Origin of the sequence: Variovorax sp. J2P1-31 (genome assembly GCF_030317215.1) — a bacterium.
In the GTDB taxonomy this organism is placed as follows: Bacteria; Pseudomonadota; Gammaproteobacteria; order Burkholderiales; family Burkholderiaceae_C; genus Variovorax.
In genome coordinates this window covers 312,392-336,720 of record NZ_JASZYA010000001.1, presented here as the reverse complement: position 1 = coordinate 336,720, position 24,329 = coordinate 312,392, and the positions used below count along the sequence as shown (strand labels likewise).

The following is a 24,329-nucleotide window of genomic DNA, read 5'->3' as shown; positions in this document are numbered from 1 at the left end:
GGCAGCGCCCTACAGCAATCCCTCGGGCACCAGCGGCCCGAAGAGGTTGATGTAGAAGCGCTGGCGCCAGGTCGATTCGGGCTCGTCGTAGAGGATCAGTTCCTTCTCGTCGTCCATCGACAGCCACTCCAGCCGCCCGCGCGATCCGTCGAGCCGCACGCGGTAGGCGCTCTCCAGCTTGCTGATGTTGATGATGCGCAGCATCTCGCGCGCCAGCTGCGGGCTGTCGACCGAGATGCCGAGCTCGGTGTTCTGCGTGGCCGAGCGCGGGTCGAGGTTGACCGAACCGATGAACACCCGCCGCTTGTCCACCACCGCGGTCTTGGCATGCAGCCGCCCCAGCGAACTGCCGAAGATGCCCAGGCGCTTGTTGCGCGTGGTGCGCTCCGGGCTCAGTTCGTAGAGGTCCACGCCCAGCTCCAGCAGCCGCTTGCGGTAGCGCGCGTAGCCGCTGTGCACCAGCGGCTCGTCGTTGGCCGCCAGCGAATTGGTCAGTAGCGTGACGTTCACGCCCCACTCGCGCAATTCCTTGAAGCCTTCCATGCCGCGCTCGCCCGGCACCATGTAGGGCGAGGTCAGCACCACGTCGTTCTCCGCCCGCAGCAGCTGTTGCCAGAAGTGCGCCGTGACGCTGGTGGAGAAGGCCTCGTCGGCGGTCATGTAGCGCAGCTTGGCGGGCGGGTCGGCCACCGCGGCGGCCTGGCCCCAGAGGAAGCCGACCTGGCCGGCATCGAACTCCTCGCCGATCGGACCGTAGCCCAGCACGTCGGCCGGCGGCAGCACCACCTTGGGCGGCGGCGCGCCCATGCCGACGCGGGCGTCGAAGTCGCTGTCCATGGCCGTCTTGCCCGCGTAGGGCTGGACGATGTCGGCGATCGGGTAGACCTCCTCGCTGTTCCAGTAGAGGTCGAAGATCACCTCCAGCTCCCGGATCACCTTGCCCACCACCAGCGCGTCCATGTCGATGAAGTTCTGGGCGCTGTTCAGCGTGAAGTACTCGTCGGCGATGTTGCGCCCGCCGGCCACCGCCATCACGCCGTCGGCGATGAAAAGCTTGTTGTGCATCCGGTGGTTGAGCCGCTGCACGTCGAAGGCCGAGGCGGCGAAACGGCCGGCCAGGCTGCCGCGCGCGCAGCAGAAGGGGTTGAACAGGCGCACCTCGACGTTGGGCGTGGCGGTGAGCGCCAGCAGCATCTGGTCGGTGTCGACGGTGTAGAGGTCGTCGACCAGGAGCCGCACCCGAACGCCGCGCAGCGCCGCTTCCTTGAGCGTGCGCAACAGCAGGCCGCCCGCGCCGTCGTTGGCCAGCACGTAGTACTGCACGTCGATGGTGCGCTGGGCCCGGCGCGCCAGTTCGATGCGGGCGTCGAGCGAATAGACGCCCAGCGGCATCAGGCGGAAGCCCGAATGCTCGCCCGGCGGCGTCGAGGCCTGGACGATCTTCGCCAGCGGCGTCGTCGGATCGACCGGCCGCGACAGCGTGGGTTCCATCTGCTTGGCGATCGGCAGGCCGCCGCAGGCCGCCAGCAAGACCACGGCACCCAGCAAGGCCAGCCGCGCGGCGCAGCGCGCCAGGGCCGGTCGGACTAAGATGCGCATCATCGTTTTTCCGGGGATGAAATCATGCTGTCCATGGCTCCCAAATTTCTTGTCATACCGCTGATGATGCTCGCTTTCGGGGTCTCGGCGCCAGCCTCGGCCGCGCTCGACATCGGCGAGGCGGCCCCGCGCTTCAGCGCCCCGGCCGCCCTCGACGGCAAGCCCTTCACCTATTCGCTGGGCGAGGCGCTGCAGAAGGGACCGGTGGTGCTGTACTTCTTTCCGGCCGCATTTTCCACCGGCTGCTCGATGGAGGCCCACGCCTTCGCCGAAGCCATCGAGGATTTCAAGTCCGCCGGCGCCACCGTGATCGGCGTCTCGACCGACGACCCGGAAACGCTGGCGAAATTCTCCAGCCAATCCTGCCAGGGCAAGTTCCCGGTGGCCTCCGACCAGACCCGGACCATCAGCAAGTCCTTCGACGCGCTGATGCAGACGCGGCCGGAGTATGCCAACCGGATCTCCTACGTGATCGCGCCCAATGGCGCGGTCGCCTTCTACTACCAGAGCCTGAACCCGGCCAAGCATGTCGAGAAGATGCTGGCGGCGGTCAAGGACCTGCCCTCGGCGGCGAAGAAGTAGTTCAGCCGGCGTCGGCCGGCCCGCTGGTGGTGTTGACCGCCACGCCCTCCTCCTGCGCCGCGCGGAAGCGGTCGAGCAGGCTGTGCAGCATCTCGGTCGACAGGCCGTGGATCACCAGCCGGTAGCCCGCGCGCAGGGTCGACAGCGGCACCAGCGGGTGCTTGTTGTTGACCAGCACCAGGTGCTCCGGCGCCGCCAGCAGCGTGGCCGCGTAGATGCCGATGGTCTCGTCGAGCTGCAGCGAGTTGGCCGCGCGCCAGAAATCGTTGTCGGTGAGCATCAGCTGGTAGAGCGGCGTGAACAGCTCGATCGCGCTCTGCAGGTCGAGGAAGTTGAGCTTGCCGTGCGGCATGTCCTCCAGCTTCAGGCCCGGGTCGCGGATCATTGAGAAGTCGACGTGCTCGGGCTTGCACAGCTCCAGCCCCTTCTCCCGCAGCGCCGTGTTGAGGCGGATCACGAAATTGAACAGGTTGAGGTCGTGCTTGAGGAAGGTGTGGTCCTTGAGCGCATCGATGTCCATCGGCCTCAGCGGCGTGGTGGCCACCGGCACCGGCGAATTGGCGCCGATGAAGGCCAGCACCTGCGAACCCAGATGGAAGTGCCGCAGGATCAGCCAGTTGGCCTCGGGCGACACGAAGTGCTGCAGCCCCCAGGCCAGGAAGCGGTGCAGCAGGCCCGAGTGCGACCAGTTGCGCGGCACGAAGACCTTCACGACCTGGAACAGGACGATGAAGGTGCGCGCCAGCGGCCGCAGGAAGGGCAGCAGGAACTGCCGCGAGGCCGAGCTCGAATCGGCCAGCCAGGCCGCCTTGACCTCGTCCGGCAGCGGCGTGCTCTGGTCCAGGTAGAGCGCGCGCCAGGGGCTGGGGTCGCGTTCGTCGTGCGGCTTCGAGAGAAATTCCGGGATCGGGTGGCGGCTCATTTCATCCTTGCGTGATGTGCTGGAACTGCATCAGATACAGGGCGGCCGTGTGGCGCGCGGTCTCGACGATCTTCCGCGGCGCGTCGCCGCCGGGGTCGATCGCCATCACCATCTCGACCGCCATCAGCCAGCGGCTCAGGTGGTGCTCGTCGTTGTGGCCGTGGTATTCGAGAAAGCGGAACACGTCGGGCGGCAGCTTCAACGCGGCCTTCAGCAGCGGCAGCAGCGCCGGCACGATGCGCTGGCCCGTGCCCTCGATGACGTAGATCGCACCCAGCAGCCCGATCGGGTTGGGCGTGGCGGCCAGGCCGTGCAGGTAGGCATTGAGCGCCTCGCCACCGGGGTTGCGGCGCAGCTGGGCGATGTCGCTGACCGGGCCGCCGGCCTTGCGGTAGTCATCGAACAGGATCTGGAAGTCGTTCTGCTCCTCGCCCGCATGCACGTCGATCAGCGCGGCCAGGGTCCGGTAGTCGCCGGTCAGCGAGGCCGCGCCTTCGCGCATCCAGAGGCTGCCCTCGCGCACCTGCGGCACCCATTGCGCCATCCAGTTCAGGTAGTCGGGCACGGCGAAGCGGCGCTCGCGGATCTTGCGCACCAGCGGCGTGCGCCAGACCTGCGAGCGGTAGTCGTGCCAGACCGAGGCCAGCTCGGTGAGCAGGTCGCGCAGGCCGTCGGGGGCGGCGCCGGGATCGTGCGGCGGCGCGATGAACTCGTCTTCGGCCGGGGCCGCCTTGGCTTGCGGCGCGGCGATCGCGGCCGGCGGCGCGTCGGCGGCTTCGACCTCGAGCAGCATGTAGGCAGCCATGAAGCGGCCCGACTCCGGCACGTAGCAGAAGATCTGCTCGCCGGGCTGGAGCGTGCGGGTCTGCAGGAATTCCGCCAGCATCACCAGGATCGACGCCGCGCCGGTGTTGCCGCGCCAGGCCAGGTTGCTGTACCAGCGCTCGCGCGGGATCGCGAGGCCGGCCTTGGCCATCAGGTCTTCCACGACCGGGATGAACTTCTCCGAGGAGTAGTGGCACAGGAAATGGTCGACCCGCGCCGGGTCGACCCAGCCGTCCTTCACCAGCTCCGCGTACTCGTGGATGCCGATGTCGAACAGGTGCGGCAGCAACCGGATGTCCTGGCGCAGCGACAGCGCACCCGCGGCCTCGGCCTCGGCCCAGGAGCCGAAGTCGAGGTGGCCGCGTTCGCGGTCCTCGGTCAGGCCCAGCTGCATGCAGACCGGGTAGTCGCCCGAGAAGGCGCGCTGGTGCACCCACTTGAGCCGGAGCTTCAGGCCCTTGGCGCCGGCCAGCGCCGCGCCGTCGGACAGCAGCAGCGCGCCGGCGCCGTCGGACAGCATCCAGCGCAGGAAGTGCGAGTCGAAGTCGGTCTCGTAGCCGCGCGCGGCGAAGCGCGAGCGCTTGAACAGGCGCGAGGGCATCTCGGCCGCCACCGCGAGCGCGCTGCGGTGCGCGCCCAGCTCGATGCCCTGCGCGGCGGCCTGGATCGCGCCCACGCCGGCCGCGCAGATGCCGTGCACCGACAGCGTCTCCATCGGCGGCGCGGCGAGTTCGCCCTGGATCATGTTGGCGAAGCCGGGCATCAGCGTGTCGCCGCCCGAGGAGCCGCTGGCCAGCATCGACACCTGCGTCAGGTCGGCGCCACCGCGCGCGAGGCAGTCGCGGATCGCGCCGGCGGCGAGCTGCGCGTTGGTGAAAACGGTGCGGCCTTCGGTGTCGATCGCGTAGTGGCGCGCGCGGATGCCGTTCTCGGCCAGGATCCGGCGCTTGATGCGCTGCGACAGGCGGTTGAGCGGCGCGATGTAGTCGTCCATGCGCTCGTTGTCGACGGGCTCGCCGGGCAGGAAGCTGCCGGCACTCTGGAGATAGACGCGTTGGAAGGGAACGGGCATGGGATTCAGTGCGAGGAAGGGTCGACGGCGGGACGCGCGGGCATCAGCGAGCGGCTGCGAAAGCGCGGCACGACGGTGCCGAGCACGAACACGCGGAACATGTAGGGCAGCAGGCCGCCCTCGTTGAGCGCGGGGTCGACGCGCCCGCGGTAGGTGTCGCGGTGCAGTCGGGTGAGTTCGGACCAATGGGCATGCGGGTTCTCGTGGTGAGCGGTGTGAAGCCCGATGTTGAACAACAGCGGGTTCACCAGCCCCTCGAAGTTGCGCGCGTAGTTCAGTGCGCCCCCCTGCGTATCGCCTGGCGCGCCTTTGTCGCGGCGAGGACTGCCGTCGGCATGCGCATGCTGCAGGTAGTTGGTCGCCAGCAGCCAGTGCAGGCCGTGCAGCTGCGGCACGATCACGAACAGCAGCGCCCGGCGCCAGTCGATCGCCAGCAGCAGCGCCCAGGAGCCCAGCCACACCGCGTACTGCGCCAGGCAGTAGCGGAAGGCGCCCGGGCCGCGCCGGCGCAGCGCGGCGAGCCAGCCCAGGATGTGCGGGTACAGCACGACCACCGCCTGCAGCGGATGCAATAGGTAGCCCAGCAAGTGGTTGGTGTCGCCGCCGAAGCGGTAGGTGCGCGCCACGTCGCGCTCGCCGTGCCGATGCCGGTGGTGGTTGGCCACGTGCGCCGGCCAGAACACGAAGGTCGGATGGCCCTGCAGCAGCGTGATGTAAAGGTCGGTGGCCCGGTTGGCCCAACGCCCGTGCCACATGCGCAGGTGCGTGTGGTTGTGGTGGATCACGCCGATGCCCAGCGTGAGGAAGAGCATCAGCGCATAGAGCGGCCACCAGAAGCCGTGCACCCATTGCCAGGCCGCGAGCGCGGGCAGCGCCACCAGGTAGGCCAGGCTCTGCCAGTCGCGGAAGTGGCGCAGGCGCGGCATGCGTGCGCGGGTCAGGCGCCAGGCCCTTGTGTCGCCTGCTTGCGGCGGAAGGCCTCGAGCTGCACCTCGGCCGCATCGGCCGGCAGGCGGGTGCCGAACAGCCGGTCCATGAAGGTGAACTGGAAACCGTAGTTGCCCGCGTGCGCCGCGTGGTGCAGGTGGTGGCGCCGGCTCGCGGCGAACCAGTGGCCGTAGGAAACGCGGGTGAAGAAGTCGTAGTTGGCGTGGCCGATGCAGTTGAAGAACAGGCTGAACACCGGCACCGAGGCCAGCGACCAGAAGCTGAAGTCGTGCACCAGCATCGGCCACAGGATCACGTTGCCCAGCATCAGGGCCTCGATCGGATGGAAGCTGTAGGTGGAGAACGGCGTCGTGACCACCGAACGATGGTGCGGCCCATGGAAGCGGCGCAGCGGCCGGGTGTGCAGCAGCCGGTGGTTGATCCAGAAATGCACGTCGTTCCAGACCGCGAGCACCAGGATCTCGGCCGCGATCCGCCAGCCGCTCGCATCGACCGCGAGCCGGGCCCAGCCCAGCTGCAGCAGGCCCCAGGGAAAGACCATGCCCAGGCCGAAGATCAGCACCGACAGGCCCGACTGCGTGAACTCGCGGCGCCATTGCTCGGCGCGCACCGGCCGCGGATCGAGCATGCGGCCGATGCCCAGCGCGGGCAGCACCCGCTGCGTGAGCAGCCAGGTGATCGCGCCGAAGCTCAGGTAGAGGCCGCCGAAGAAGGCCAGGCCCCAGAGCATCACCGCGGGCAGCGACAAGGCCTGGAAAGTGGCTCCCATCAGTCGGCCGCCGCTGCGGTCATCGGCCCGCCCGACCTCACTCGACCTTGACGCCGGAAGCGGCGACGATGCCCTTCCACTTGAGGTAGTCGGCCTTGACCAGCGCGCCGAAGGCCTCGGGCGTGAGCGGCCGCGGCTCGGCGCCCTGGGCGTGGATCGCCTCGCGCACTTCGGGCAGCGCCAGCTGCTTGTTGATGGCGGCGTTCATCGCCGCGACCACGTCCTTGGGCGCGTTGGCGGGCATGAAGACGCCGTACCAGGAGCTCACGTCGAAGTCCTTGAGCGGGGTCGATTCGGCGATCGTCGGCACGTCGGGCAGGCTGACGCTGCGCTTGGCCGAGGTCACGGCCAGGGCGCGCAGCTTGCCGGCCTTGATCTGCGAGATGGCCGAGGGAATGGACGACACCATCATCGAGACCGTGCCGCTCATCGTGTCGATGACCGCCGGGTTGGAGCCCTTGTAGGGCACGTGCGTGATCTTGATGCCGGCGTCCATCTTGAACATCTCGCCCGCCAGGTGGATGGTGGTGCCGTTGCCCGGGCTGCCGTAGGTGATGGTGTCGGGCGCGGTCTTGGCCGCGGCGATCACGTCGGCCATGTTCTTGAAGGGCGAGTTGGCGGCGGTGACGATCACCAGCGGCGATTCGGCCACCAGCGCCACCGCCGTCAGGTCCTTCGACGGGTCGTAGCTCAGGCCCTTGTAGAGCCAGGGCGCCACGGCCAGGTTGTCCTTCTGGCCCATGACCATCTCGTAGCCGGTGGCGGGCATGCGCACCGCCTCGGTGATGCCGATGGTGCCGCCGGCGCCCGGCCGGTTGTCGACCACCACGGTCCACTTGTTGGCCTCGGTCAGGCGCTGGCCGACGATGCGCGACAGGATGTCGGTGCCGCCGCCCGGCGGGAAGGGAACGATCAGGCGGATCGGCTTGTTGGGGTAGGCGGCCGTGCCCTGCGCCAGGGCGGCGCTCGGGGCCAAGGTGAGAGTCGAGAGGGCCGAGAGGGCCAGCAGCGATAGCAGTGTCTTGCGATTCATGTCGAGTGTTGTCTCCGTCGCCGATGCGGAGATCGCAACAGCCTCAGGCCGCGCAGTCTACTGGAGCACCGCCCGGCGCTCAGTTGAAGCGCACCCCGGGCCGCACGGGGCTGCTCTGCTCGCTGCGCAACGGCACGCCCTGCAGGGTGTCGAAATCCGAGGGCGCATCTGGCACGCGCACCTCCTCGAACTCCAGCAGCGAAGCCACCCAGCGGCCGGCGGCCGAATCGGCCGGTTCGTCGTTGGTGAAGACGCCGTCGCGGATGTAGAAGGTCTCGCCCGCGCGCCGCTCGGCATGCAGTTCGCTCAGGCGCGCGATCGAGAAGGCATAGGTCACGAGCTTCTCCTTGGTGCGGCGGTCCTTGCCACCGCAGCTGAAGAGGCCTTCGTTGGCGATCACGATGCAGGAACCCTCGACCTGGTCCTCGACCTGCGAACCGGCGCGCCAGACCGCGGTCGGCAGGCGCACGCGCACCTTGTCGATCACCAGGTCACGCTGCTTGTTGAGGCTGGTGAGCGGCGGCACCAGCGAACGCAACTGGGCCAGGCGCTCGACGAAGTGGTCGTCGATGGTGAAGCTCACGTGGTGCGTGGCGCCGCCTGAGCGCTTGACGACCTGCATGATGACGTGGCGCGGGTTGTTCAACATGGTCCTCCTGGGGGCCGGGTCGGGGAATCGTTCCGGGAAAACGTCTCTTCCCGCAGAACGGACGACCAGTCGCCCCAAAATCAGAAACAAACGAAAACTCAAGAATCATTTGTTTCCAACTCTTACACGCCATTTCACTGCAGCAATGTGTCGATTTCAAGTACCCGTTTGAACTACTTCGTTCGAAAGTACAGGCATTCCACCCGCGCCATCCGCGCCTATCCGCCCTCGGCCACCGGCGCGGCGCCGTCGAGCTGCTCGGCCAGAGCCTTGCAGGAGGGCGCGCAGACGCTCTGCGACTTGCCCAGCACCTGGCGCGTGCGCATCTGCGAGCGCAGCCGGTGCTTGCCGCACATGAAGCAGGACATGGTCGCGCCACTGAAGGACGACGAGGCCCGGAAGGGCGAACCCGACGGCTTGGACTTGTAGCGCAGTCCGTCGGCCACCACGGCCGTCTTCACCTCATCCTTGGACATGGGCGGCATCCGGTGCGGGAGGGGTGGCCATGGCGCGGGCGATGGCTTCCTTGGCGCGCAGTTCGGCGGCCATGGCGGCATCCAGCCCGGAGCGGCACAGGCCGGCGTGCTGGTACTGGAGGTTCTCATAGACCTCGGCCGCCGCCGGGTAGCTGTCGAGCAGCTGGCCCAGGGCGGCGCCGGGGGCCACGTCGGCGAATTCATGCACGAGGTGCATCACGACCGAACGGTACTGGTCCGCGCCCACCGGCACGGCGCTGTGGTCGAGCCGCTCGAGGAGCTGGGCCAACCTTTCGGTGACGTCGAGGCTGATCTTGGGAGTTGCGTTCATGGATCGAAGTTGGGGCATTCAGGGCCGTTTGCAAGGTCCGCGCCAGGCAGTGCCGGCGCGATGGGCGCAGGCCTCTTACCATTGGCGGCTGGGTACCGACCATACCGCGCTTGCGGACCGACCCTTCCAGACGCTTTCCAAGACCCCCTTCCGAGCGGCTCCCCGCCGCGTGATCCGACATGCAACTCAACTACATCGCCAATGCCGACGTGCCCTCCTCGTCGGGCCGCACCCTGCCCGTCATCGACCCGTCGGACGGCCAGGTCTTCGAAGAAATCCAGCGCAGCAACGCCGCCGACATCGACACCGCGGTGCGCGCCGCGCGCGACTGCTTCGAGAGCGTCTGGCACAAGGTGAGCGCGGCCGAACGCGGCCGCCTGCTCTACCGCCTGTCGCAGAAGGTCGCCGAGCACGTCGACGAACTGGCACTGCTCGAGCAGCGCGACTGCGGCAAGCCGGTCAAGCAGGCCCGCGCCGACGCCTTGGCGCTGGTGCGCTACTTCGAGTTCTACGCCGGCGCCTGCGACAAGCTGCATGGCGAGACCATCCCCTACCAGGACGGCTACAGCGTGTTCACCTGGCGCGAGCCGCACGGCGTGACCGGCCACGTGATCCCCTGGAACTACCCGATGCAGATCTTCGGCCGCAGCGTGGGCGGAGCCCTGGCCGCGGGCAATGTCTGCGTGGTCAAGCCGGCCGAGGACGCCTGCCTGTCGCTGATCCGCGTGGCCCAGCTGGCGGCCGAAGCCGGCTTCCCGGCCGGCGCCCTCAACATCGTGACCGGCTACGGCCACGAAGTGGGCGACGCGCTGGCGCGCCACGAAGGCATCGACCACATCAGCTTCACCGGCAGCCCCAAGATCGGCACGCTGATCCAGCAGGTCGCGGCCGAGCGCCACTGCCCGGTCACGCTGGAGCTGGGCGGCAAGAGCCCGCAGATCCTGTTCGCCGATGCCGACATCAACGCCGCGATCCCGACGCTGATCAACGCCATCGTGCAGAACGCCGGCCAGACCTGCTCGGCCGGCTCGCGCGTGCTGATCGAGCGCGACATCTACGAGCTGGTGCTCGAGCGCCTGGGCAAGGCCTTCGAGGCGCTGCGCGTCGGCCCGGCCGCGATGGACCTGGACGTGGGCCCGCTGATCCGCCAGACCCAGCAGCAGCGCGTCTGGGATTTCCTGTCCGACGCGCAGGTCGCCGGCATCCCGATGGTGGCGCAGGGCGTGGTGGTCGACGAAGCCCCCGAAACCGGCTTCTACCAGGCCCCGACGCTGCTGCGCGACGTGCCGGTGGACCACCGCCTGGCGCAGGAGGAGGTGTTCGGCCCGGTGCTGGCCGCCATGTCCTTCCGCGACGAGGACGAAGCCGTGGCCCTGGCCAACGCGACCCAGTTCGGCCTGGTGGCCGGCGTCTGGACCGAGAACGGCGCCCGCCAGTTCCGCATGGCCAAGCGCGTGCGCGCCGGCCAGGTCTTCATCAACAACTACGGCGCCGGCGGCGGCGTGGAGCTGCCCTTCGGCGGCGTGAAGTCTTCGGGCTACGGCCGCGAGAAGGGTTTCGAGGCGCTGTACGGCTTCACGACGCTGAAAACCATCGCGGTCAAGCACGGCTAGGACTGGCTCTCCCCCGGGGCTTCGCGCACTGCGTGTCGCTTCGCCCTCCCCCTTCCGGGGGCAACACCAGCGGCCCGGCAAAGCCGGTTCCGCGGTGTTTACGAACAGACCGGAAGACGCGCTCGTCAGGCTAGCGCGGTGTCGAGCATCATCATCAGCACGAAGCCGATCATCAGCCCGCCCGTGGCGAAGGCCTCGTGCCCCTTGCGGTGCGACTCCGGGATGATCTCGTGGCTGATCACGAACAACATCGCGCCGGCCGCGAAACCCAGGCCCCAGGGCAGCAGCGCGGCCGAATAGCCCACGACGGCGGCACCGATCACGGCGCCGATCGGCTCCACCAGGCCCGAAGCCATGCCCAGCCCGACCGCGAAGGCGCGGCTGTAGCCCGCGGCCAGCAGCGCCACCGCCACCACCAGGCCTTCGGGCACGTCCTGGATCGCGATGCCCGTGGCCAGCGCGTTGGCGCGCAGGCCTTCGTTGCCGGCATAGCCCACGCCGATGGCCAGGCCCTCGGGCAGGTTGTGCAGCGCGATCGCGATCACGAACAGCCAGGTGCGCCGCAGCTTCTGCGCCGAATGGCCCTCGCGCCCCTTGATGAAATGCTCGTGCGGCAGCACACGGTCGAGCATCAGCAGGGCCAGTGCGCCCAGCAGGATCGCGCTGCCCACCACGCCGCCGGCCGCCCACGGGCCGCCGCCGAAGGCCTGGCTCGAACGCGCGGCCTCGAGGCCCGGAATGACCAGCGAGAACGCGCAGGCGGCCAGCATCACGCCGGCGCCGAAGCCGAACAGCGTGTCCTGCACGCGGTCCGAGAGCTTCTGCGAAAACAGCACCGGCAGCGTGCCCAGCGCGGTGGCCAGCGCCGCCACCGAGCCGCCGACGAAGGCATTGAAGACGACGGCGTTGCCGGCCACGAACTGCCAGAACTGGGCGAGCAGCACCGCCACCCCGGCCGCCACGATCAGCCAGCCGACGCACTGACGCATCGACCACCCCTGGCGCACCGCCACCGACCGTGTCTCGTCCATCCTGTCCTCCTCAGGCACGCGCTGCGGCGTAGCGCCGCGCCACTTCGGCCCAATCCACCACGTTGTAGAACGCCGCGATGTATTCGGGGCGACGGTTCTGGTACTTGAGGTAGTAGGCGTGCTCCCACACGTCGAGGCCGAGGATGGGCGTGTTGCCCGAACCGATGCCCCGCATCAGCGGGCTGTCCTGGTTGCCGCTGCTCTCGACGGCCAGCTGGCCCTCCTTCGAGACGCCGAGCCAGGCCCAGCCGCTGCCGAAGCGCGTCAGCGCGGCCTTGGTGAAGGCCTCCTTGAAGGCGTCGAAGCCGCCGAGGTCGGCGTCGATGGCGCGGGCGAGTTCGCCGTCGGGCACGCCGCCGCCGGTGGGCGACATCACGGTCCAGAACAGGCTGTGGTTGGCGTGGCCGCCGCCGTTGTTGCGCACCGGCGCGCGCAGGGCCTCGGGCAGCTGGTCGAGCTCGACGATCAGCTGCTCCACGGGCTGCTCGGCGAAGGCCGTGCCCGCGAGCGCGGCGTTGAGGTTGTTCACGTAGGCCTGGTGGTGCTTCGTGAAATGGATCTCCATCGTCTGCGCGTCGATGTGCGGCTCCAGCGCGTCATAGGCATAAGGCAGGCTGGGGAGGACGTGAGGCATGGCAAGGTTCCTTGGCTTTGAAAAAATCGGGAGATCGCTCAGTGCAGCGTGGCGCCGTGCGCGGCGGGCGAAAAAGGCATGCAGCCGGCACGCAGCGCGGCCACGATGGCCGGCTCGCTGCCGTGCTCGGCCAGGTGCGCCAGCAGCGCGGCATGGGTCTCGCGGCTGTGACGGAAGGCCGCCTGCTGCAGCAGGGGCTCGGTGACGGGGCTGCGCAGCAGCGCCATCAGCGTGCAGTGCGCGGCGCAGAGGTGCGCAGCGGCGTCGTGGATCCGCTCGGCGTCGCGCTGCAGGTCGGCGAGTTGCAGATGCGTGACCACGAAGGCCGCCACGCGGTCGTCCGCGCAGGCCGCTTCGCCATGGGACAGCAGGGCCTGCGCGACGGTCAACGCCTGCCGGCAGCCCGCCTCGGCGAGCGCGGCCTGGCCACGACGCCTGGCGTCGCAGGCGCCGCGCATCAGGCTTTCCCATTCGGGCAGTCCCGGCGGCAGGGAGCCTGCGGGCGCGAGCGGAAGACCGGCGGATCGGTTCATGCAGAGCTCCTGTGTTCACCCTTTGCGTCGAAGGAGGAGCTTTGCGTACTCGGGTCGATAAATGATAGTCATTCTCAACCAAACCGTCCATCCGAGGGTTTTACCGATGACGCAGGCCCGCGCCGACTTGCCCCGCCCGCAGGAATGGCGGGGGCGATCAGGTAAATTGGCTTCTGCTTGCCGCCCCACCCATGAACGAGACCTTCGTCCCCCTTGCCGACATCGGCCGCGCCCTGCGCGCCCCGGTGCCGCTGCCTGCCGCGCCGGTCACGGGGACGCTGCACGACCGCCTGGGCCGCCCGCTCACCGACCTGCGCATCAGCGTGACCGACCGCTGCAACTTCCGCTGCAGCTACTGCATGCCCAAGGAAGTGTTCGACAAGGACTACCGCTACCTGCCGCACGGCGCGCTGCTGAGCTTCGAGGAGATCACGCGGCTGGCCAGGCTGTTCGCGGCGCACGGCGTGCGCAAGCTCCGGCTCACCGGCGGCGAGCCGCTGCTGCGCAAGAACCTGGAATCGCTGGTCGCGCAGCTCGCGGCCCTGCGCACGCCCGACGGCCAGCCGCTGGACCTCACGCTGACCACCAACGCCTCGCTGCTCGCGCGCAAGGCCCAGGCCCTCAAGGACGCCGGCCTGCAGCGCGTGACGGTCAGCCTCGACAGCCTCGACGACGCGGTGTTCCGCCGCATGAACGACGTCGACTTCCCGGTGACCGAGGTGCTGGCCGGCATCGATGCGGCCCAGGCCGCCGGGCTGCCGGTCAAGATCAACATGGTGGTCAAGCGCGGCACCAACGACCAGGAGATCCTGCCGATGGCGCGCCACTTCCGCGGCACCGGCGCGGTGCTGCGCTTCATCGAATACATGGACGTCGGCGCCACCAACGGCTGGCGCATGCACGAGGTGCTGCCCTCGGCCGAGGTGGTCGCGCGCATCGGCGCCGAGTTCCCGCTGCGCCCGCTGCAGGCCTCCGCGCCCGGCGAAACGGCGCAGCGCTGGGCCTATGAAGACGGCGCCGGCGAGATCGGCGTGATCAGCAGCGTGACCCAGGCCTTCTGCGGCGACTGCAGCCGGGCCCGGCTCTCGACCGAAGGCAAGCTCTTCCTCTGCCTGTTCGCCAGCAGCGGCCACGACCTGCGGCCCTTGCTGCGCGCGGCCGACGCATCCGACGACGCCATCCTGACGGCCATCGGCCACATCTGGCAGGGCCGGTCCGACCGCTATTCCGAACTGCGCGCGCTGCGCGCCCCCGACACGAGCGACCCGGGCGCGCCCCGCCGGGTCGAGATGAGCTACATCGGCGGATGAAGATTTCCACCCAAGACATCACGGGCCTGGTGCTCGCCGGTGGGCGCGGCGCGCGCATGGGCGGCGTCGACAAGGGCCTGCAGCCCTTCGACGGCCTGCCCCTGGCCCAGCACGCGGCGCGCCGGCTCGCGCCGCAGGTCGGCGCGCTGCGCTTCAATGCCAACCGCAACCTCGCGGCCTACGAAGCTTTCGGCGCGCCGGTCTGGCCCGACGCCGACGACCGCCAGCCGGGCCCGCTGGCCGGCTTCCTGGCCGGACTCGCGCATTGCGAGACCCCCTGGCTGCTGACCGTGCCCTGCGACACGCCCCTGTTCCCGCTCGACCTGGCACGCCGCCTGGCCGATGCGCTGGCGGCGGCGGAGGCCGAGATCGCCGTCGCCTGTGCCCCCGAGGCCGATGCGCAGGGCGCCGCCGTGTGGCGCCCGCAACCCGTGTTCTGCCTGCTGCCCACCGCGCTGTGCGACAGCCTCGCCCGCTTCATCGCCCAGGGCGGCCGCAAGATCGACGCCTGGACCGCCGGCCATCGCACGGTGCAGGTGCGCTTCGACGCACCCGGCGCCTTCGCCAACGCCAACACGCGGGCCGAACTGCAGGCGCTCGAAGCCGGAACGCCGCGATGAACCGCCTCGCCGAGATCGCGGCCGCGTTGAGCGGCCATGACCCGCAGGCGCTGAGCGTCGAGGGCGTGCACGCCTTCCTGGCGCGCCTCGTGGGCCCGGCCGCGGACCGGCCCCTCGAGACGGTGCCGTTGCATCTGGCGCTCGACCGCGTGCTGGCCCGGGACATCGTCTCGCCCTTCGACGTGCCGCCGCACGACAACTCGGCCATGGACGGCTTCGCCTTCGATGGCGCGGCGCTCGACGGCGCCGCGGGCGAGCTCCGCCTGCAGATCGCCGGCACGGCGCTCGCGGGCACCTGCTGGCGCGGCCGGATCGACGCGGGCCAGGCGGTCCGGATCACGACCGGCGCGGTGATGCCGCCAGACCTCGACACCGTGGTGCCGCAGGAGCTGTGCACGGTCGACCAGGGCGAAGTGCGCTTCGCAACGACCCTGCTGCGCCGGGGCGCCAACCGCCGGCGGGCCGGCGAAGACCTCGCGGCCGGCCGCGCCGCGCTGCGCGAGGGCGACCGCCTGGGCCCGGCCGCGCTGGGCCTCGCCGCCAGCCTCGGCCTGGCGACGCTGCCGGTCTGGCCGCGGCTGCGTGTCGCCAGCTTCTCCACCGGCAACGAGATCCTGAGCCTGGGCGAGGCACCGCGCGAAGGCGCGGTCTACGACAGCAACCGCTACACGCTGCTGGGCCTGCTGACGCGGCTGGGCTGCGAGATCGTCGACCTGGGCGTGGTGCGCGACGACCCCGCGGCGCTCGAAGCCACGCTGCGCCAGGCCGAGCAGCGGGCCGACGTGATCATCAGCAGCGGCGGCGTGAGCGTCGGCGAGGCCGACCACACGCGCGCCGTGATGCAGCGCCTGGGCGACATCGCGTTCTGGCGCATCTCCATGCGGCCGGGCCGGCCGATGGCCGTGGGGCTGATCACGCGCGACGACGGCAGCGACGCCCTGCTGTTCGGCCTGCCGGGCAACCCGGTGGCCGTGATGGTGACCTTCCTGGCCTTCGTGCGCCCCGCGCTGCTGCAGCGCATGGGCTGCAACGCCGCGCACCGCGCCCCGCCTCCGCTGCTGCGCGCGACCACGTCCAGCGCGATCCGCAAGAAGCCGGGCCGCACCGAGTACCAGCGCGGTTTCGTGCGCACGGTGCCGGGCGCGTTGCCCGAGGTGTGCGTGGCGACGAACCAGGGCTCGGGCGTGCTGCGCTCGATGGCCGAAGCCAATGGCCTGGTGGTGCTGCACCACGAGCAGGGCAGCGTGGCCGCGGGCGAGACCGTCGACGTGATGCTGTTCGAGGGCTGTCTCTAGGCGCGGCGCACTTCGTGTCCAGCGGCCCGGCAGAGCCGGTTCCGCGGTGTTTCACGAATGAACTCGGCCCCACCTATCGCTCAGAGGCGTCCCAAGGCCTTGTCCACGCCCTTGTTGGCCAGCATGTCGGCCCGCTCGTTGCCCGGGTCGCCCGAATGGCCCTTGACCCAGCGCCATTCGATCTGGTGACCGCCCTCCTGCACCAGCGCATCGAGGCGCTTCCAGAGTTCGACGTTCTTCACCGGCTGCTTGCTGGCGGTCATCCAGCCCTTGGCCTTCCAGCCCTTGATCCATTCGGTGATGCCCTGGCGCACGTACTGGCTGTCGAGGTACAGCGTGACCTTGCAGGGCCGCTTGAGCGCGGCCAGGCCTTCGATCACGGCCTGCAGCTCCATGCGGTTGTTGGTGGTGGCGAGTTCGCCGCCGAACAACTCCTTCTCGGTCGGCCCCGACTTGAGCCAGGCGCCCCAGCCGCCCGGGCCGGGGTTGCCCTTGCAAGCCCCGTCGGTGTAGATCTGTACTTCGTTCAAGAACCTGTTCCTTTGGATGACGATGGGTGGTGCGAACCGGGTTCGCGATGCATCCGGCCGGCAATCGGCACGGGTGCGCTGGCGCGCTGCGAAGCGCGCCGCCAGTCGGCGCTCAGCAGGCGCATGCCGCGCACCCGCTTGACCGCGACCAGGAAATAGACGGCGCCGAAGATCGGCCACCAGCGTTCGCCGGCGGTGTCGAACCAGCGCAGCCGCTCGAGCCAGGCCTCGCTGCGCACCGCCGGACGGTACACCCCGAAGCGCCCCGACTCCACCTCGAAGCCCAGCAGGCGCAGCCAGTCGCGCATGCGCCAGTAGCCGATGAAGTCGCCGGTTTCGGGCAGGAACAGCTCGCCGAAGCCCAGCCTTTTGTAAAGATGGGCGCGCCGCTGGCGCATGCCCCAGAGGCTGGTCGGGTTCAGGCCGCAGATGATGACCCGGCCCTCGGGCACCAGCACGCGCTCGACTTCGCGCAATGTGGCATGCGGATCGGGGCTCAGTTCGAGCGTGTGCGGCAGCACGACCAGGTCCAGGCTGTTCGCGGGAAAGGGCAAGGCGGAGAATTCGGTCAGCAGTGCGGCCCGGCCGGTGGGCACGGTGTCGGCGAGCGCCAGCCAGCGGTGCGGCATGCGGTTGCTGCGCAACGCCTCGATGCGGCCCAGGCCCAGCTGCAGCGCGTGGTAGCCGAAGACATCGGCCACGGCCTGGTCGAACTGCGCCTGCTCCCATGCCAGCAGGTACTGGCCAGGCGGGGTCTCGAACCAATCCTGCAAACCTATAATTTGACCGCTCATGACCCTTGTTCCGCTGCCCGCCTTCGCTGACAACTACATCTGGATGCTGCAGAACGGGAGCCACGCGATCGTGGTGGACCCGGGCGACGCCCAACCGGTGTTCGACGCACTGGCGCGCGCGCATCTGCAGCTGGCCGCGATTCTAGTCACGCACCATCACGCCGATCATTCGGGCGGCGTGGCGGCGCTGCGCGAGGCCACCGGGGCCCAGGTCTTCGGCCCGGCCGGCGAGACCATTCCCGAGCCCTACACGCCCATGGCGCGCGGCGACCATGCTGAAGCCCTGGGCCTGCGCTTCGAGGTGTTCGACATCCCGGGCCACACCGCCGGCCACATCGCTTTCTTCCTGCCCGCCGACGCGCAGCGGGGCCAAGCCCCGATCCTGTTCTGCGGCGACACGCTGTTCTCGGGCGGCTGCGGCCGCATCTTCGAGGGCACGCCGGCGCAGATGCTGGCCTCGCTCGACACGCTGGCCGCGCTGCCGGGCGACACCCGCGTGTGCTGCGGCCATGAATACACACTTGCTAACCTGCGATTCGCCCGCGCGGTGGAACCCGGCAACGCCGATCTGACTCACTACACGGCGCATTGCGAATCGCTGCGCGCGCACGGTACGCCGACGCTGCCCTCGCAGCTCGGCACCGAGCGCCGGATCAACCCCTTTCTTCGCAGCCGCGAAGCCACCGTCCTTCAAGCCGTGCGCGCACAGGCCCACCTCGGCGCCGATGCGGCCGAGGTCGAGGTGTTCGCTGCATTGCGCCAATGGAAAAACGACTTCCGATGAAATTTCTCTCCGCCGTCTGCCTGGCAGGCGCCGTCTTTCTCGCGGGATGCGCAAGCACGCAGCAGCCTTCGTCGACGGACCTGTCTGCCACCGATGGCGGCGTTCCTCCCGTCGCCCTGCCTGAAGGCTCTGCCGCCCCGGTGTACCCGGGCGGCGCGCTCACCCCCATCACCGCCGGCCGCGCCGGCGCCGGTGCGCGCAGCGTGGTCACGCTGGCGCCCCCGGTCGACATGTGGGACCGCATCCGCCGCGGCTTCAAGATGCCCGACCTCGACACCGACACGGTGCGCGAGCAGGAGCAGTGGTATGCGGTGCGGCCCGACTACGTGCAGCGCATGACCGAGCGCTCCAACCGCTACATCTTCCACATCGTCGAGGAGCTCGAGCGCCGCAACATGCCGACCGAGCTGGCGTTGCTGCCCTTCATCGAGAGCGCCTTCAACCCGCAGGCCGTGTCCAGCGCGCGCGCCGCCGGCATGTGGCAGTTCATGCCCGCGACCGGCAACGACTACGACCTCAAGCAGAACATCTTCCGCGACGACCGGCGCGACGTGCTGGCCTCCACCCGCGCCGCGCTCGACTACCTGCAGCGCCTCTACACCATGTTCGGCGACTGGCACCTGGCGCTGGCCGCCTACAACTGGGGCGAAGGCAGCGTCGGGCGCGCCATCGCCAAGAACCAGCGCGCCGGCCTGCCGACCGGCTACATGGACCTCACGATGCCGGCCGAGACGCGCGGCTACGTGCCCAAGCTGCAGGCGGTCAAGAACATCGTGGCCGATCCGCAGCGCTTCAATGTCGACCTGCCGGTGATCGCCAACCACCCCTACTTCCAGACCGTGACGCTCACGCGCGACCTGGACGTGGCGCTGGCCGCCAAGCTGGCCGACGTGCGCATCGAGGACTTCCGCGCGCTCAACCCCGCCGCCCACAAGCCGGTGCTGCTCGCGGCCGGCACGCCGCAGATCCTGCTGCCCTGGGACAACGCCGCCGTGTTCCAGCGCAACTTCGAGGCCTACAGCCAGGGCCAGTACGCGAGCTGGACCGCCTGGACCGTGCCCGGCACCATGACCGTGGCCGACGCGGCGCAACGCTCGGGCATGAGCGAAGCCGACCTGCGCGCCATCAACCAGGTGCCGCCGCGCATGCTGATCAAGGCCGGCTCGACGCTGATCGTGCCGCGCGGCGCGCGGGTGCAGGAAGACGTGGCCGCGCTGGTGGCCGACACCGGCCACCTGAGCTTCCAGCCCGAGATCGTCACCCGCCGCACCACGGTCAAGGCCGGCCGCAGCGACAGCGTGGCCAGCATCGCGCGGCGCTACCGCGTGAGCCCCGCCAGCGTGGCCGAATGGAACGACGTCAAGGCCAACCACGTGTTCGCGCGTGGCCTGAGCGTGGTCGTCTACCTGCCGGTGCAGGCCGCGCGCGCGGCCCGCGTGGGCACCGGCACCGCGGTGCGCGGCGTGAGCGCCAAGACCGCCGTGGCACCGCGCCAGGCGCTGGCCGGCAAGACCGCCGTGGTCAAGACCCGGCCGGTGGTGGTCAAGAGCAAGCCCGCCCCGATCGTGCGCGAGAAGCGCGGCGGCACGCCGTCCAAGCAGAAGCGCTGAGCGAGCGGCCGTCGCGCGCCGCGCTCAGAGCTTCTCGGTCTCGCCGCTGCGCGGCTGCCACTTCATGAGCCGCTTCTCGACGCGCCCCACCAGGCCGTCGAGCGCCAGCGCGAAGACCGTGAGCACGACGATGCCGGCGAACACCGTGTTGACGTCGAAGGTGCCCTCGGCCTGCAGGATCAGGTAGCCCACGCCGCGCGCCGAGCCCAGGTACTCGCCCACCACCGCGCCCACGAAAGCCAGGCCCACCGAGGTGTGCAGGCTGGAGAAGACCCAGCTCGTCGCGCTCGGCAGGTACACGGTGCGCAGCAATTGCCGCTGGTTGGCGCCCAGCATCTTCGCGTTGGCCAGCACCACCGGGCTCACCTCGCGCACGCCCTGGTAGACGTTGAAGAACACGATGAAGAACACCAGCGTGACCGCCAGCGCCACCTTGCTCCAGATGCCCAGGCCGAACCACAGCGCGAAGATCGGCGCGAGGATCACGCGCGGCATCGAGTTCGCCGCCTTGATGTAGGGGTCGAGGATCAGGCTGGCGGTGGGCGCGAGCGCCAGCCAGAGCCCGCAGGCCAGGCCCAGCACCGTGCCAATGCCGAAGGCCAGCACGGTCTCGAGCAGCGTGGTGCCGAGGTGCCTGTAGATGTCCGCGTTGCCGGGCAGCCCTTCGGGGAACAGCGGGTTGGGCGGCACGGCGAAGGGCAGGAACCAGCTCCAGATGCGGCCCGCGACCTGGATCGGCTCGCCCAGGAAGAAAGCCGCCTTGTCGCCGCGCGACACCAGGTGCCAGGCCAGCAGCAGCACGACCAGCAGGCCGACCTGCCAGGCGCGGGCGTTGCGTTCGGTGGGTCGGAACGTGGCCATGTCACGCCGCCTTCTTCAACTGCTGTGCATAGCCCTTGAGCACCTCGTCGCGCAGCACGTTCCAGATCTGCGTGTGCAGCTCGACGAAGCGCGGATGCGTGCGCACCTCGGCCACGTCGCGCGGCCGCGCGAGGTCGATCGCGAACTCGCCGATCGGGTGCGTGGCCGGGCCGGCCGACAGCACCACCACGCGGTCGCTCATCGCGATGGCCTCGTCGAGGTCGTGCGTGATGAAGAGCACCGCCTTCTTCTTGCGGCTCCAGAGTTCGAGCACCTCGTTCTCCATCAGCTGGCGGGTCTGCACGTCGAGCGCGCTGAAGGGCTCGTCCATCAGGATGATGTCGGGGTCGAGCACCAGCGTCTGCGCGAGCGCCGCGCGCTTGCGCATGCCGCCGGAGAGCTGGTGCGGGTAGCGGTCGCCGAAGCCCGCGAGCCCGACCCGCGCGAGCCACTGTTCGGCCTGCGCGGCCGCGTCGGCATCGGACACGCCGCGGTACTGCAGCCCGACCATCACGTTGTCGCGCGCGCTGCGCCAGGGCATCAGCGCCTCGGTCTGGAACATGTAGCCGGCGCGCGTGTTGATGCCCTCGAGCGGCTGGCCGAACACCTTCACCGTGCCCGAGGAAGGCTGCAGCAGCCCGGCCCCCACGTTGAGCAGCGTCGACTTGCCGCAGCCCGTGGGCCCGACCACGGAGACGAATTCGCCCTCGCGGATGCGCAGCGTGGTGTCGGCCACCGCGGTATAGCGCTGGCTCGCGTCGTCCTTCGCGCGGAAGGTGCACTGGATGTCGATCAGTTCGAGGGCGTAGGGGGAATCGGCGGACATGGTGCGGAGGAAGGAAGGCGCTCGCGCGTGGCGCCCCAGAAAAAACCCGGCCTGGGCCGGGTCGATGGACGCGGCCTCAGGCCTTGAAGCGCTCCTTCGCGCGGCGCGCGAAATCGTTGGTGTAGGTCTTGCTCAGGTCGATCTTGTCGGCCTTCACGCTGGGGTCGAAGCTGGCGATGGCGGTGAGCGCGGTCTTGGGTCCCTCGGCCGGCACCAGGCCGTCGATGGCGATCGATTCGCGGACCTTGTCGAAGGACGCGAGGTAGAGCGCGCGGTCGCCCAGCAGGTAGGTCTCGGGCACGGTCTTGATGATGTCGCTGGGACCGGCGGTCTGCAGCCACTTGAGGCCGTGCACGATCGCATTGGCCAGCGCCTGGCAGGTGCCCGGGTTCTTCTGGATGAAGTCGGAGGAGGCATAGAGGCAGGCCGCGGGCATCAGGCCGCCGAACACCTCCTGCGTGCCCTTGAGCGTGCGCGTGTCGCTGATGATCTGCACGTCGCCCTTCTGCTCGAGCATGGTCATCACCGGGTCGGTGTTGCTGATCGCATCGATCTGGCCCGAGCGCAGCGCGGTGAGCGCGCCCGCGGCCACGCCCACGCCGATGAAGCTCACGTCGCTGGCCTTGAGCCCGCCGCGCGACAGCACCAGGTTGGCCACCATGTTGGTCGACGACCCCGGCGCGGAGACACCGATCTTCTTGCCCTTGAGGTCGGCGATGCCCTTGTAGCCGGCCATGTTCTTGGTCGAGACGCCCACTGCGATCTGCGGTGCGCGCCCCTGCAGCACGAAGGCCTGGAACATCTGGTTCTTGGCCTGCAGGTTGATGGTGTGCTCGTAGGCGCCCGAGCAGACATCGGCCGAACCGCCGACCACCGCCTGCAGCGCGCGCGCGCCACCGGCGAAGTCGGAGATCTCGACGTCCAGCCCCTCGGCCTTGAAGTAGCCCAGTTGCTCCGTGATGGTCAGGGGCAGGTAGTAGAAAGCCGCCTTGCCGCCCACGGCGATGGAGACCCGCGTCTTCTCGGGCTTGGCCTGCGCAACCACCCGTGGCACGGCGATCGATGCGGCGCCCAGCGCTGCGGCGGAGGTGAAGGTGCGGCGATTGAGCATGGCGCGTGGGTCCCTGGTTTGTCATTCGGCTTGAAGACCGAATCGAGCTTAGGCGCGCGCATGCACCCCCTGCATCGGGAACATCCCGTGGGGGTTTCCACGTAAGCAAAAAGAGGGGTCATCCCCCTCACCAAAGGGGGTCAGCGGCCCGCGAAAACGAGCGCGATATTGACCAGCAGGCCCAGCGCCCAGACGGCGCTGCGCGCCGTGCCGGCACCGCGCACATAGAGCGCGATGTAGATCACCCGCAGCACGACATAGGCCACGGCCAGCATGTCGATGCGCGCCTGCGATGCATCGAGCTGGTGCGCGATCAGCACCGCGCCGATGAAGAAGGGCAGGCCCTCGAAACTGTTGGCCTGCGCCGCGTTGGCGCGGGCGCGCCAGCCGCTCTGCTTGGAGGCCCAGTCGCGCGGCGAGACGTTGTCGCGCGGGCCGAAGCTGCCCGCCTTGGCGAGCCAGGTGCAGGCATAGGGCAGCAGGGCCGCGACCAGCACGCACCAGTAGGCCAGGGGCAGGAAAGGCAGGCTCATGCGGTGTCTCCGGTGGAAAGCAGGTGCTACCGGCGGTCGACCAGCGCGTGCGCGATGGTGCCGAGGTCGACGTACTCGAGTTCGCTGCCGGCCGGCACGCCTCGCGCGAGCCGCGTGACCGTGAGGCCGCGCTGGCGCAGCGTCTCGCCGATCACGTGCGCCGTGGCTTCGCCCTCGGCGGTGAAGTTGGTCGCCAGGATCACCTCGACCACGCTGCCGTCGAGCGCGCGATCGAAGAGCTTCTGCAGGCCGATGTCGTTCGGCCCGATGCCGTCGAGCGGGCTCAGCCGCCCCATCAGCACGAAGTAATAGCCATGGAAGGCGCCGGTGCGTTCGAGCGCGGCCTGGTCGGCCGGTGTCTCGACCACGCAGAGCTTGCTGCCGTCGCGCCGCGGATCGCTGCAGACCTGGCAGATCGGCGCCTCGGTGAAGGTGTTGCAGCGTTCGCAATGCCGCACCTCGGCCGCCGCCTCTTGCAGTGCACGCGCGAGCATCTGCGCGGCCGGACGGTCGTGCTGCAGCAGGTGGAAGGCCATGCGCGAAGCCGACTTGATGCCCACGCCCGGCAAGCGACGCAGCGCTTCGATCAGCATGTCGAGGGAACTGGAATCAGCCAACAGTCACCTCACGGAGAAATGGAAATGGAAACCCCGGCCCCTGGGGCGGGGTGGTGAAGCCATCAGAACGGCAGCTTCATGCCGGCCGGCATGCCGGGCATGCCCGCGGTGAGCTTGCCCATCTTCTGCTCGCTGGTTTCCTCGGCCTTGCGCACCGCGGCGTTGAAGGCGGCGGCGACCAGGTCTTCCAGCATGTCCTTGTCGTCGGCCAGCAGGCTGGGATCGATGGTGATGCGCTTGACGTCGTGCTTGCAGGTCATGACGACCTTCACCAGGCCCGCGCCCGACTCGCCTTCGACCTCGATGTGCGCCAGTTCTTCCTGGGCCTTCTTGAGGTTGTCCTGCATTGCCTGCGCCTGCTTCATGAGGCCGGCCAGTTGTCCTTTGTTGAACATCGTTGGTCCTGATAGGTTGGGTGGGT

The 24,329-nt window shown here is 69.4% G+C and carries 27 protein-coding genes; 7 read left to right on the top strand and 20 right to left on the bottom strand.

Annotated elements, in window-relative coordinates:
* Positions 1-9: 9 nt before the first annotated feature.
* Positions 10-1,599, bottom strand: coding sequence for a phospholipase D family protein (locus QTI20_RS01585; RefSeq protein ID WP_286550641.1), 1,590 nt, complete (start codon positions 1,597-1,599; stop codon positions 10-12).
* Between the two features lie 66 nt (positions 1,600-1,665).
* On the opposite strand from QTI20_RS01585, the gene QTI20_RS01580 reads away from it, so the two are divergent.
* Positions 1,666-2,181 (top strand): peroxiredoxin, encoded by a 516-nt coding sequence (locus QTI20_RS01580; RefSeq protein WP_503011823.1) that lies wholly within the window; start codon positions 1,666-1,668, stop codon positions 2,179-2,181.
* 1 nt (position 2,182) lies between these two features.
* Here QTI20_RS01580 and QTI20_RS01575 read toward each other — a convergent pair whose 3' ends face one another.
* From QTI20_RS01575 to QTI20_RS01540, 8 genes are all read right to left on the bottom strand, one after another.
* The gene (locus QTI20_RS01575; RefSeq protein WP_286550643.1) at positions 2,183-3,103 is read right to left on the bottom strand and encodes a DUF6999 family protein; all 921 of its coding nucleotides are present in this window, start codon (positions 3,101-3,103) and stop codon (positions 2,183-2,185) included.
* A 1-nt stretch (position 3,104) separates the two neighbouring features.
* Positions 3,105-5,000 carry a beta-ketoacyl-ACP synthase III gene (locus QTI20_RS01570; RefSeq protein WP_286550644.1) on the bottom strand — a complete coding sequence of 632 codons (1,896 nt, stop codon included), beginning with the start codon at positions 4,998-5,000 and terminating at the stop codon, positions 3,105-3,107.
* A 5-nt stretch (positions 5,001-5,005) separates the two neighbouring features.
* Positions 5,006-5,926, bottom strand: coding sequence for a fatty acid desaturase (locus tag QTI20_RS01565; protein WP_286550645.1), 921 nt, complete (start codon positions 5,924-5,926; stop codon positions 5,006-5,008).
* Positions 5,927-5,937: 11 nt separating this feature from the next.
* Positions 5,938-6,717: a sterol desaturase family protein gene (locus QTI20_RS01560; protein WP_286550646.1), complete on the bottom strand. Its 780-nt coding sequence runs from the start codon at positions 6,715-6,717 to the stop codon at positions 5,938-5,940.
* Between the two features lie 37 nt (positions 6,718-6,754).
* Positions 6,755-7,750, bottom strand: a complete 996-nt coding sequence (locus QTI20_RS01555; RefSeq protein WP_286550647.1) for a Bug family tripartite tricarboxylate transporter substrate binding protein — start codon at positions 7,748-7,750, stop codon at positions 6,755-6,757.
* Positions 7,751-7,829: 79 nt separating this feature from the next.
* Positions 7,830-8,399 (bottom strand): hypothetical protein, encoded by a 570-nt coding sequence (locus tag QTI20_RS01550; RefSeq protein WP_286550648.1) that lies wholly within the window; start codon positions 8,397-8,399, stop codon positions 7,830-7,832.
* 218 nt (positions 8,400-8,617) lie between these two features.
* Positions 8,618-8,875: a hypothetical protein gene (locus tag QTI20_RS01545; protein ID WP_286550649.1), complete on the bottom strand. Its 258-nt coding sequence runs from the start codon at positions 8,873-8,875 to the stop codon at positions 8,618-8,620.
* Positions 8,862-9,206, bottom strand: a complete 345-nt coding sequence (locus QTI20_RS01540) for a hypothetical protein (RefSeq protein ID WP_286550650.1) — start codon at positions 9,204-9,206, stop codon at positions 8,862-8,864. The genes QTI20_RS01545 and QTI20_RS01540 overlap by 14 nt, the downstream gene beginning before the upstream one ends.
* A 179-nt stretch (positions 9,207-9,385) precedes the next feature.
* Here QTI20_RS01540 and QTI20_RS01535 point away from each other — a divergent pair, with 179 nt between their 5' ends.
* Positions 9,386-10,819 carry an aldehyde dehydrogenase family protein gene (locus QTI20_RS01535; protein ID WP_286550651.1) on the top strand — a complete coding sequence of 478 codons (1,434 nt, stop codon included), beginning with the start codon at positions 9,386-9,388 and terminating at the stop codon, positions 10,817-10,819.
* Between the two features lie 125 nt (positions 10,820-10,944).
* Here the strand turns inward: QTI20_RS01535 and QTI20_RS01530 are convergent, their stop codons facing one another.
* Genes QTI20_RS01530 through QTI20_RS01520 form a run of 3 tightly spaced genes read right to left on the bottom strand, consistent with a single transcriptional unit; the run spans position 10,945 to position 13,017 of the window.
* Complete coding sequence (locus tag QTI20_RS01530) at positions 10,945-11,850, bottom strand: ZIP family metal transporter (protein ID WP_286550652.1); 906 nt, start codon at positions 11,848-11,850, stop codon at positions 10,945-10,947.
* Between the two features lie 10 nt (positions 11,851-11,860).
* The gene (locus QTI20_RS01525; RefSeq protein ID WP_286550653.1) at positions 11,861-12,484 is read right to left on the bottom strand and encodes a superoxide dismutase; all 624 of its coding nucleotides are present in this window, start codon (positions 12,482-12,484) and stop codon (positions 11,861-11,863) included.
* Positions 12,485-12,522: 38 nt separating this feature from the next.
* Positions 12,523-13,017 (bottom strand): DUF2753 family protein, encoded by a 495-nt coding sequence (locus QTI20_RS01520; protein WP_286550654.1) that lies wholly within the window; start codon positions 13,015-13,017, stop codon positions 12,523-12,525.
* Positions 13,018-13,208: 191 nt separating this feature from the next.
* On the opposite strand from QTI20_RS01520, the gene moaA reads away from it, so the two are divergent.
* The 3 genes from moaA to moeA are packed head-to-tail and all read left to right on the top strand — an operon-like array spanning position 13,209 to position 16,242.
* Complete coding sequence (moaA, locus tag QTI20_RS01515; protein ID WP_286550655.1) at positions 13,209-14,327, top strand: GTP 3',8-cyclase MoaA; 1,119 nt, start codon at positions 13,209-13,211, stop codon at positions 14,325-14,327.
* Positions 14,324-14,947 carry a molybdenum cofactor guanylyltransferase MobA gene (mobA, locus tag QTI20_RS01510; protein ID WP_286550656.1) on the top strand — a complete coding sequence of 208 codons (624 nt, stop codon included), beginning with the start codon at positions 14,324-14,326 and terminating at the stop codon, positions 14,945-14,947. Before moaA ends, mobA begins: the two co-directional genes overlap by 4 nt.
* Entirely contained in the window at positions 14,944-16,242 is a 1,299-nt protein-coding gene (moeA, locus tag QTI20_RS01505) for a molybdopterin molybdotransferase MoeA (RefSeq protein WP_286550657.1), read from the top strand. The genes mobA and moeA overlap by 4 nt, the downstream gene beginning before the upstream one ends.
* An 80-nt stretch (positions 16,243-16,322) precedes the next feature.
* On the opposite strand, the gene rnhA is transcribed toward moeA, so the two are convergent.
* Both rnhA and QTI20_RS01495 read right to left on the bottom strand, forming a co-directional pair.
* Positions 16,323-16,772 carry a ribonuclease HI gene (rnhA, locus tag QTI20_RS01500; RefSeq protein WP_286550658.1) on the bottom strand — a complete coding sequence of 150 codons (450 nt, stop codon included), beginning with the start codon at positions 16,770-16,772 and terminating at the stop codon, positions 16,323-16,325.
* The gene (locus QTI20_RS01495; protein ID WP_286550659.1) at positions 16,769-17,566 is read right to left on the bottom strand and encodes a class I SAM-dependent methyltransferase; all 798 of its coding nucleotides are present in this window, start codon (positions 17,564-17,566) and stop codon (positions 16,769-16,771) included. The genes rnhA and QTI20_RS01495 overlap by 4 nt, the downstream gene beginning before the upstream one ends.
* Here QTI20_RS01495 and gloB point away from each other — a divergent pair.
* Together gloB and QTI20_RS01485 are read left to right on the top strand one after the other, a co-directional pair.
* A complete protein-coding gene (gloB, locus tag QTI20_RS01490; protein ID WP_286550660.1) occupies positions 17,565-18,350 on the top strand; it encodes a hydroxyacylglutathione hydrolase in 786 nt (261 codons plus the stop codon). The two genes, QTI20_RS01495 and gloB, sit on opposite strands and share 2 nt — an antisense overlap.
* On the top strand, positions 18,347-19,960 hold the full coding sequence (locus tag QTI20_RS01485) for a transglycosylase SLT domain-containing protein (RefSeq protein ID WP_286550661.1): 1,614 nt from the start codon (positions 18,347-18,349) through the stop codon (positions 19,958-19,960). Before gloB ends, QTI20_RS01485 begins: the two co-directional genes overlap by 4 nt.
* Positions 19,961-19,984: 24 nt before the next feature.
* Here QTI20_RS01485 and QTI20_RS01480 read toward each other — a convergent pair whose 3' ends face one another.
* The 6 genes from QTI20_RS01480 to QTI20_RS01455 form a co-directional block, all read right to left on the bottom strand.
* Complete coding sequence (locus tag QTI20_RS01480) at positions 19,985-20,821, bottom strand: ABC transporter permease (protein ID WP_286550662.1); 837 nt, start codon at positions 20,819-20,821, stop codon at positions 19,985-19,987.
* Position 20,822: 1 nt separating this feature from the next.
* A complete protein-coding gene (locus QTI20_RS01475) occupies positions 20,823-21,647 on the bottom strand; it encodes an ABC transporter ATP-binding protein (protein ID WP_286550663.1) in 825 nt (274 codons plus the stop codon).
* A 76-nt stretch (positions 21,648-21,723) separates the two neighbouring features.
* Positions 21,724-22,758 (bottom strand): ABC transporter substrate-binding protein, encoded by a 1,035-nt coding sequence (locus QTI20_RS01470; RefSeq protein ID WP_286550664.1) that lies wholly within the window; start codon positions 22,756-22,758, stop codon positions 21,724-21,726.
* Between the two features lie 140 nt (positions 22,759-22,898).
* Entirely contained in the window at positions 22,899-23,291 is a 393-nt protein-coding gene (locus QTI20_RS01465; protein WP_286550665.1) for an MAPEG family protein, read from the bottom strand.
* Between the two features lie 26 nt (positions 23,292-23,317).
* Complete coding sequence (gene recR, locus QTI20_RS01460; protein ID WP_286550666.1) at positions 23,318-23,908, bottom strand: recombination mediator RecR; 591 nt, start codon at positions 23,906-23,908, stop codon at positions 23,318-23,320.
* A 62-nt stretch (positions 23,909-23,970) separates the two neighbouring features.
* Entirely contained in the window at positions 23,971-24,303 is a 333-nt protein-coding gene (locus QTI20_RS01455) for a YbaB/EbfC family nucleoid-associated protein (RefSeq protein ID WP_183023719.1), read from the bottom strand.
* Between the last annotated feature and the right edge of the window lie 26 nt (positions 24,304-24,329).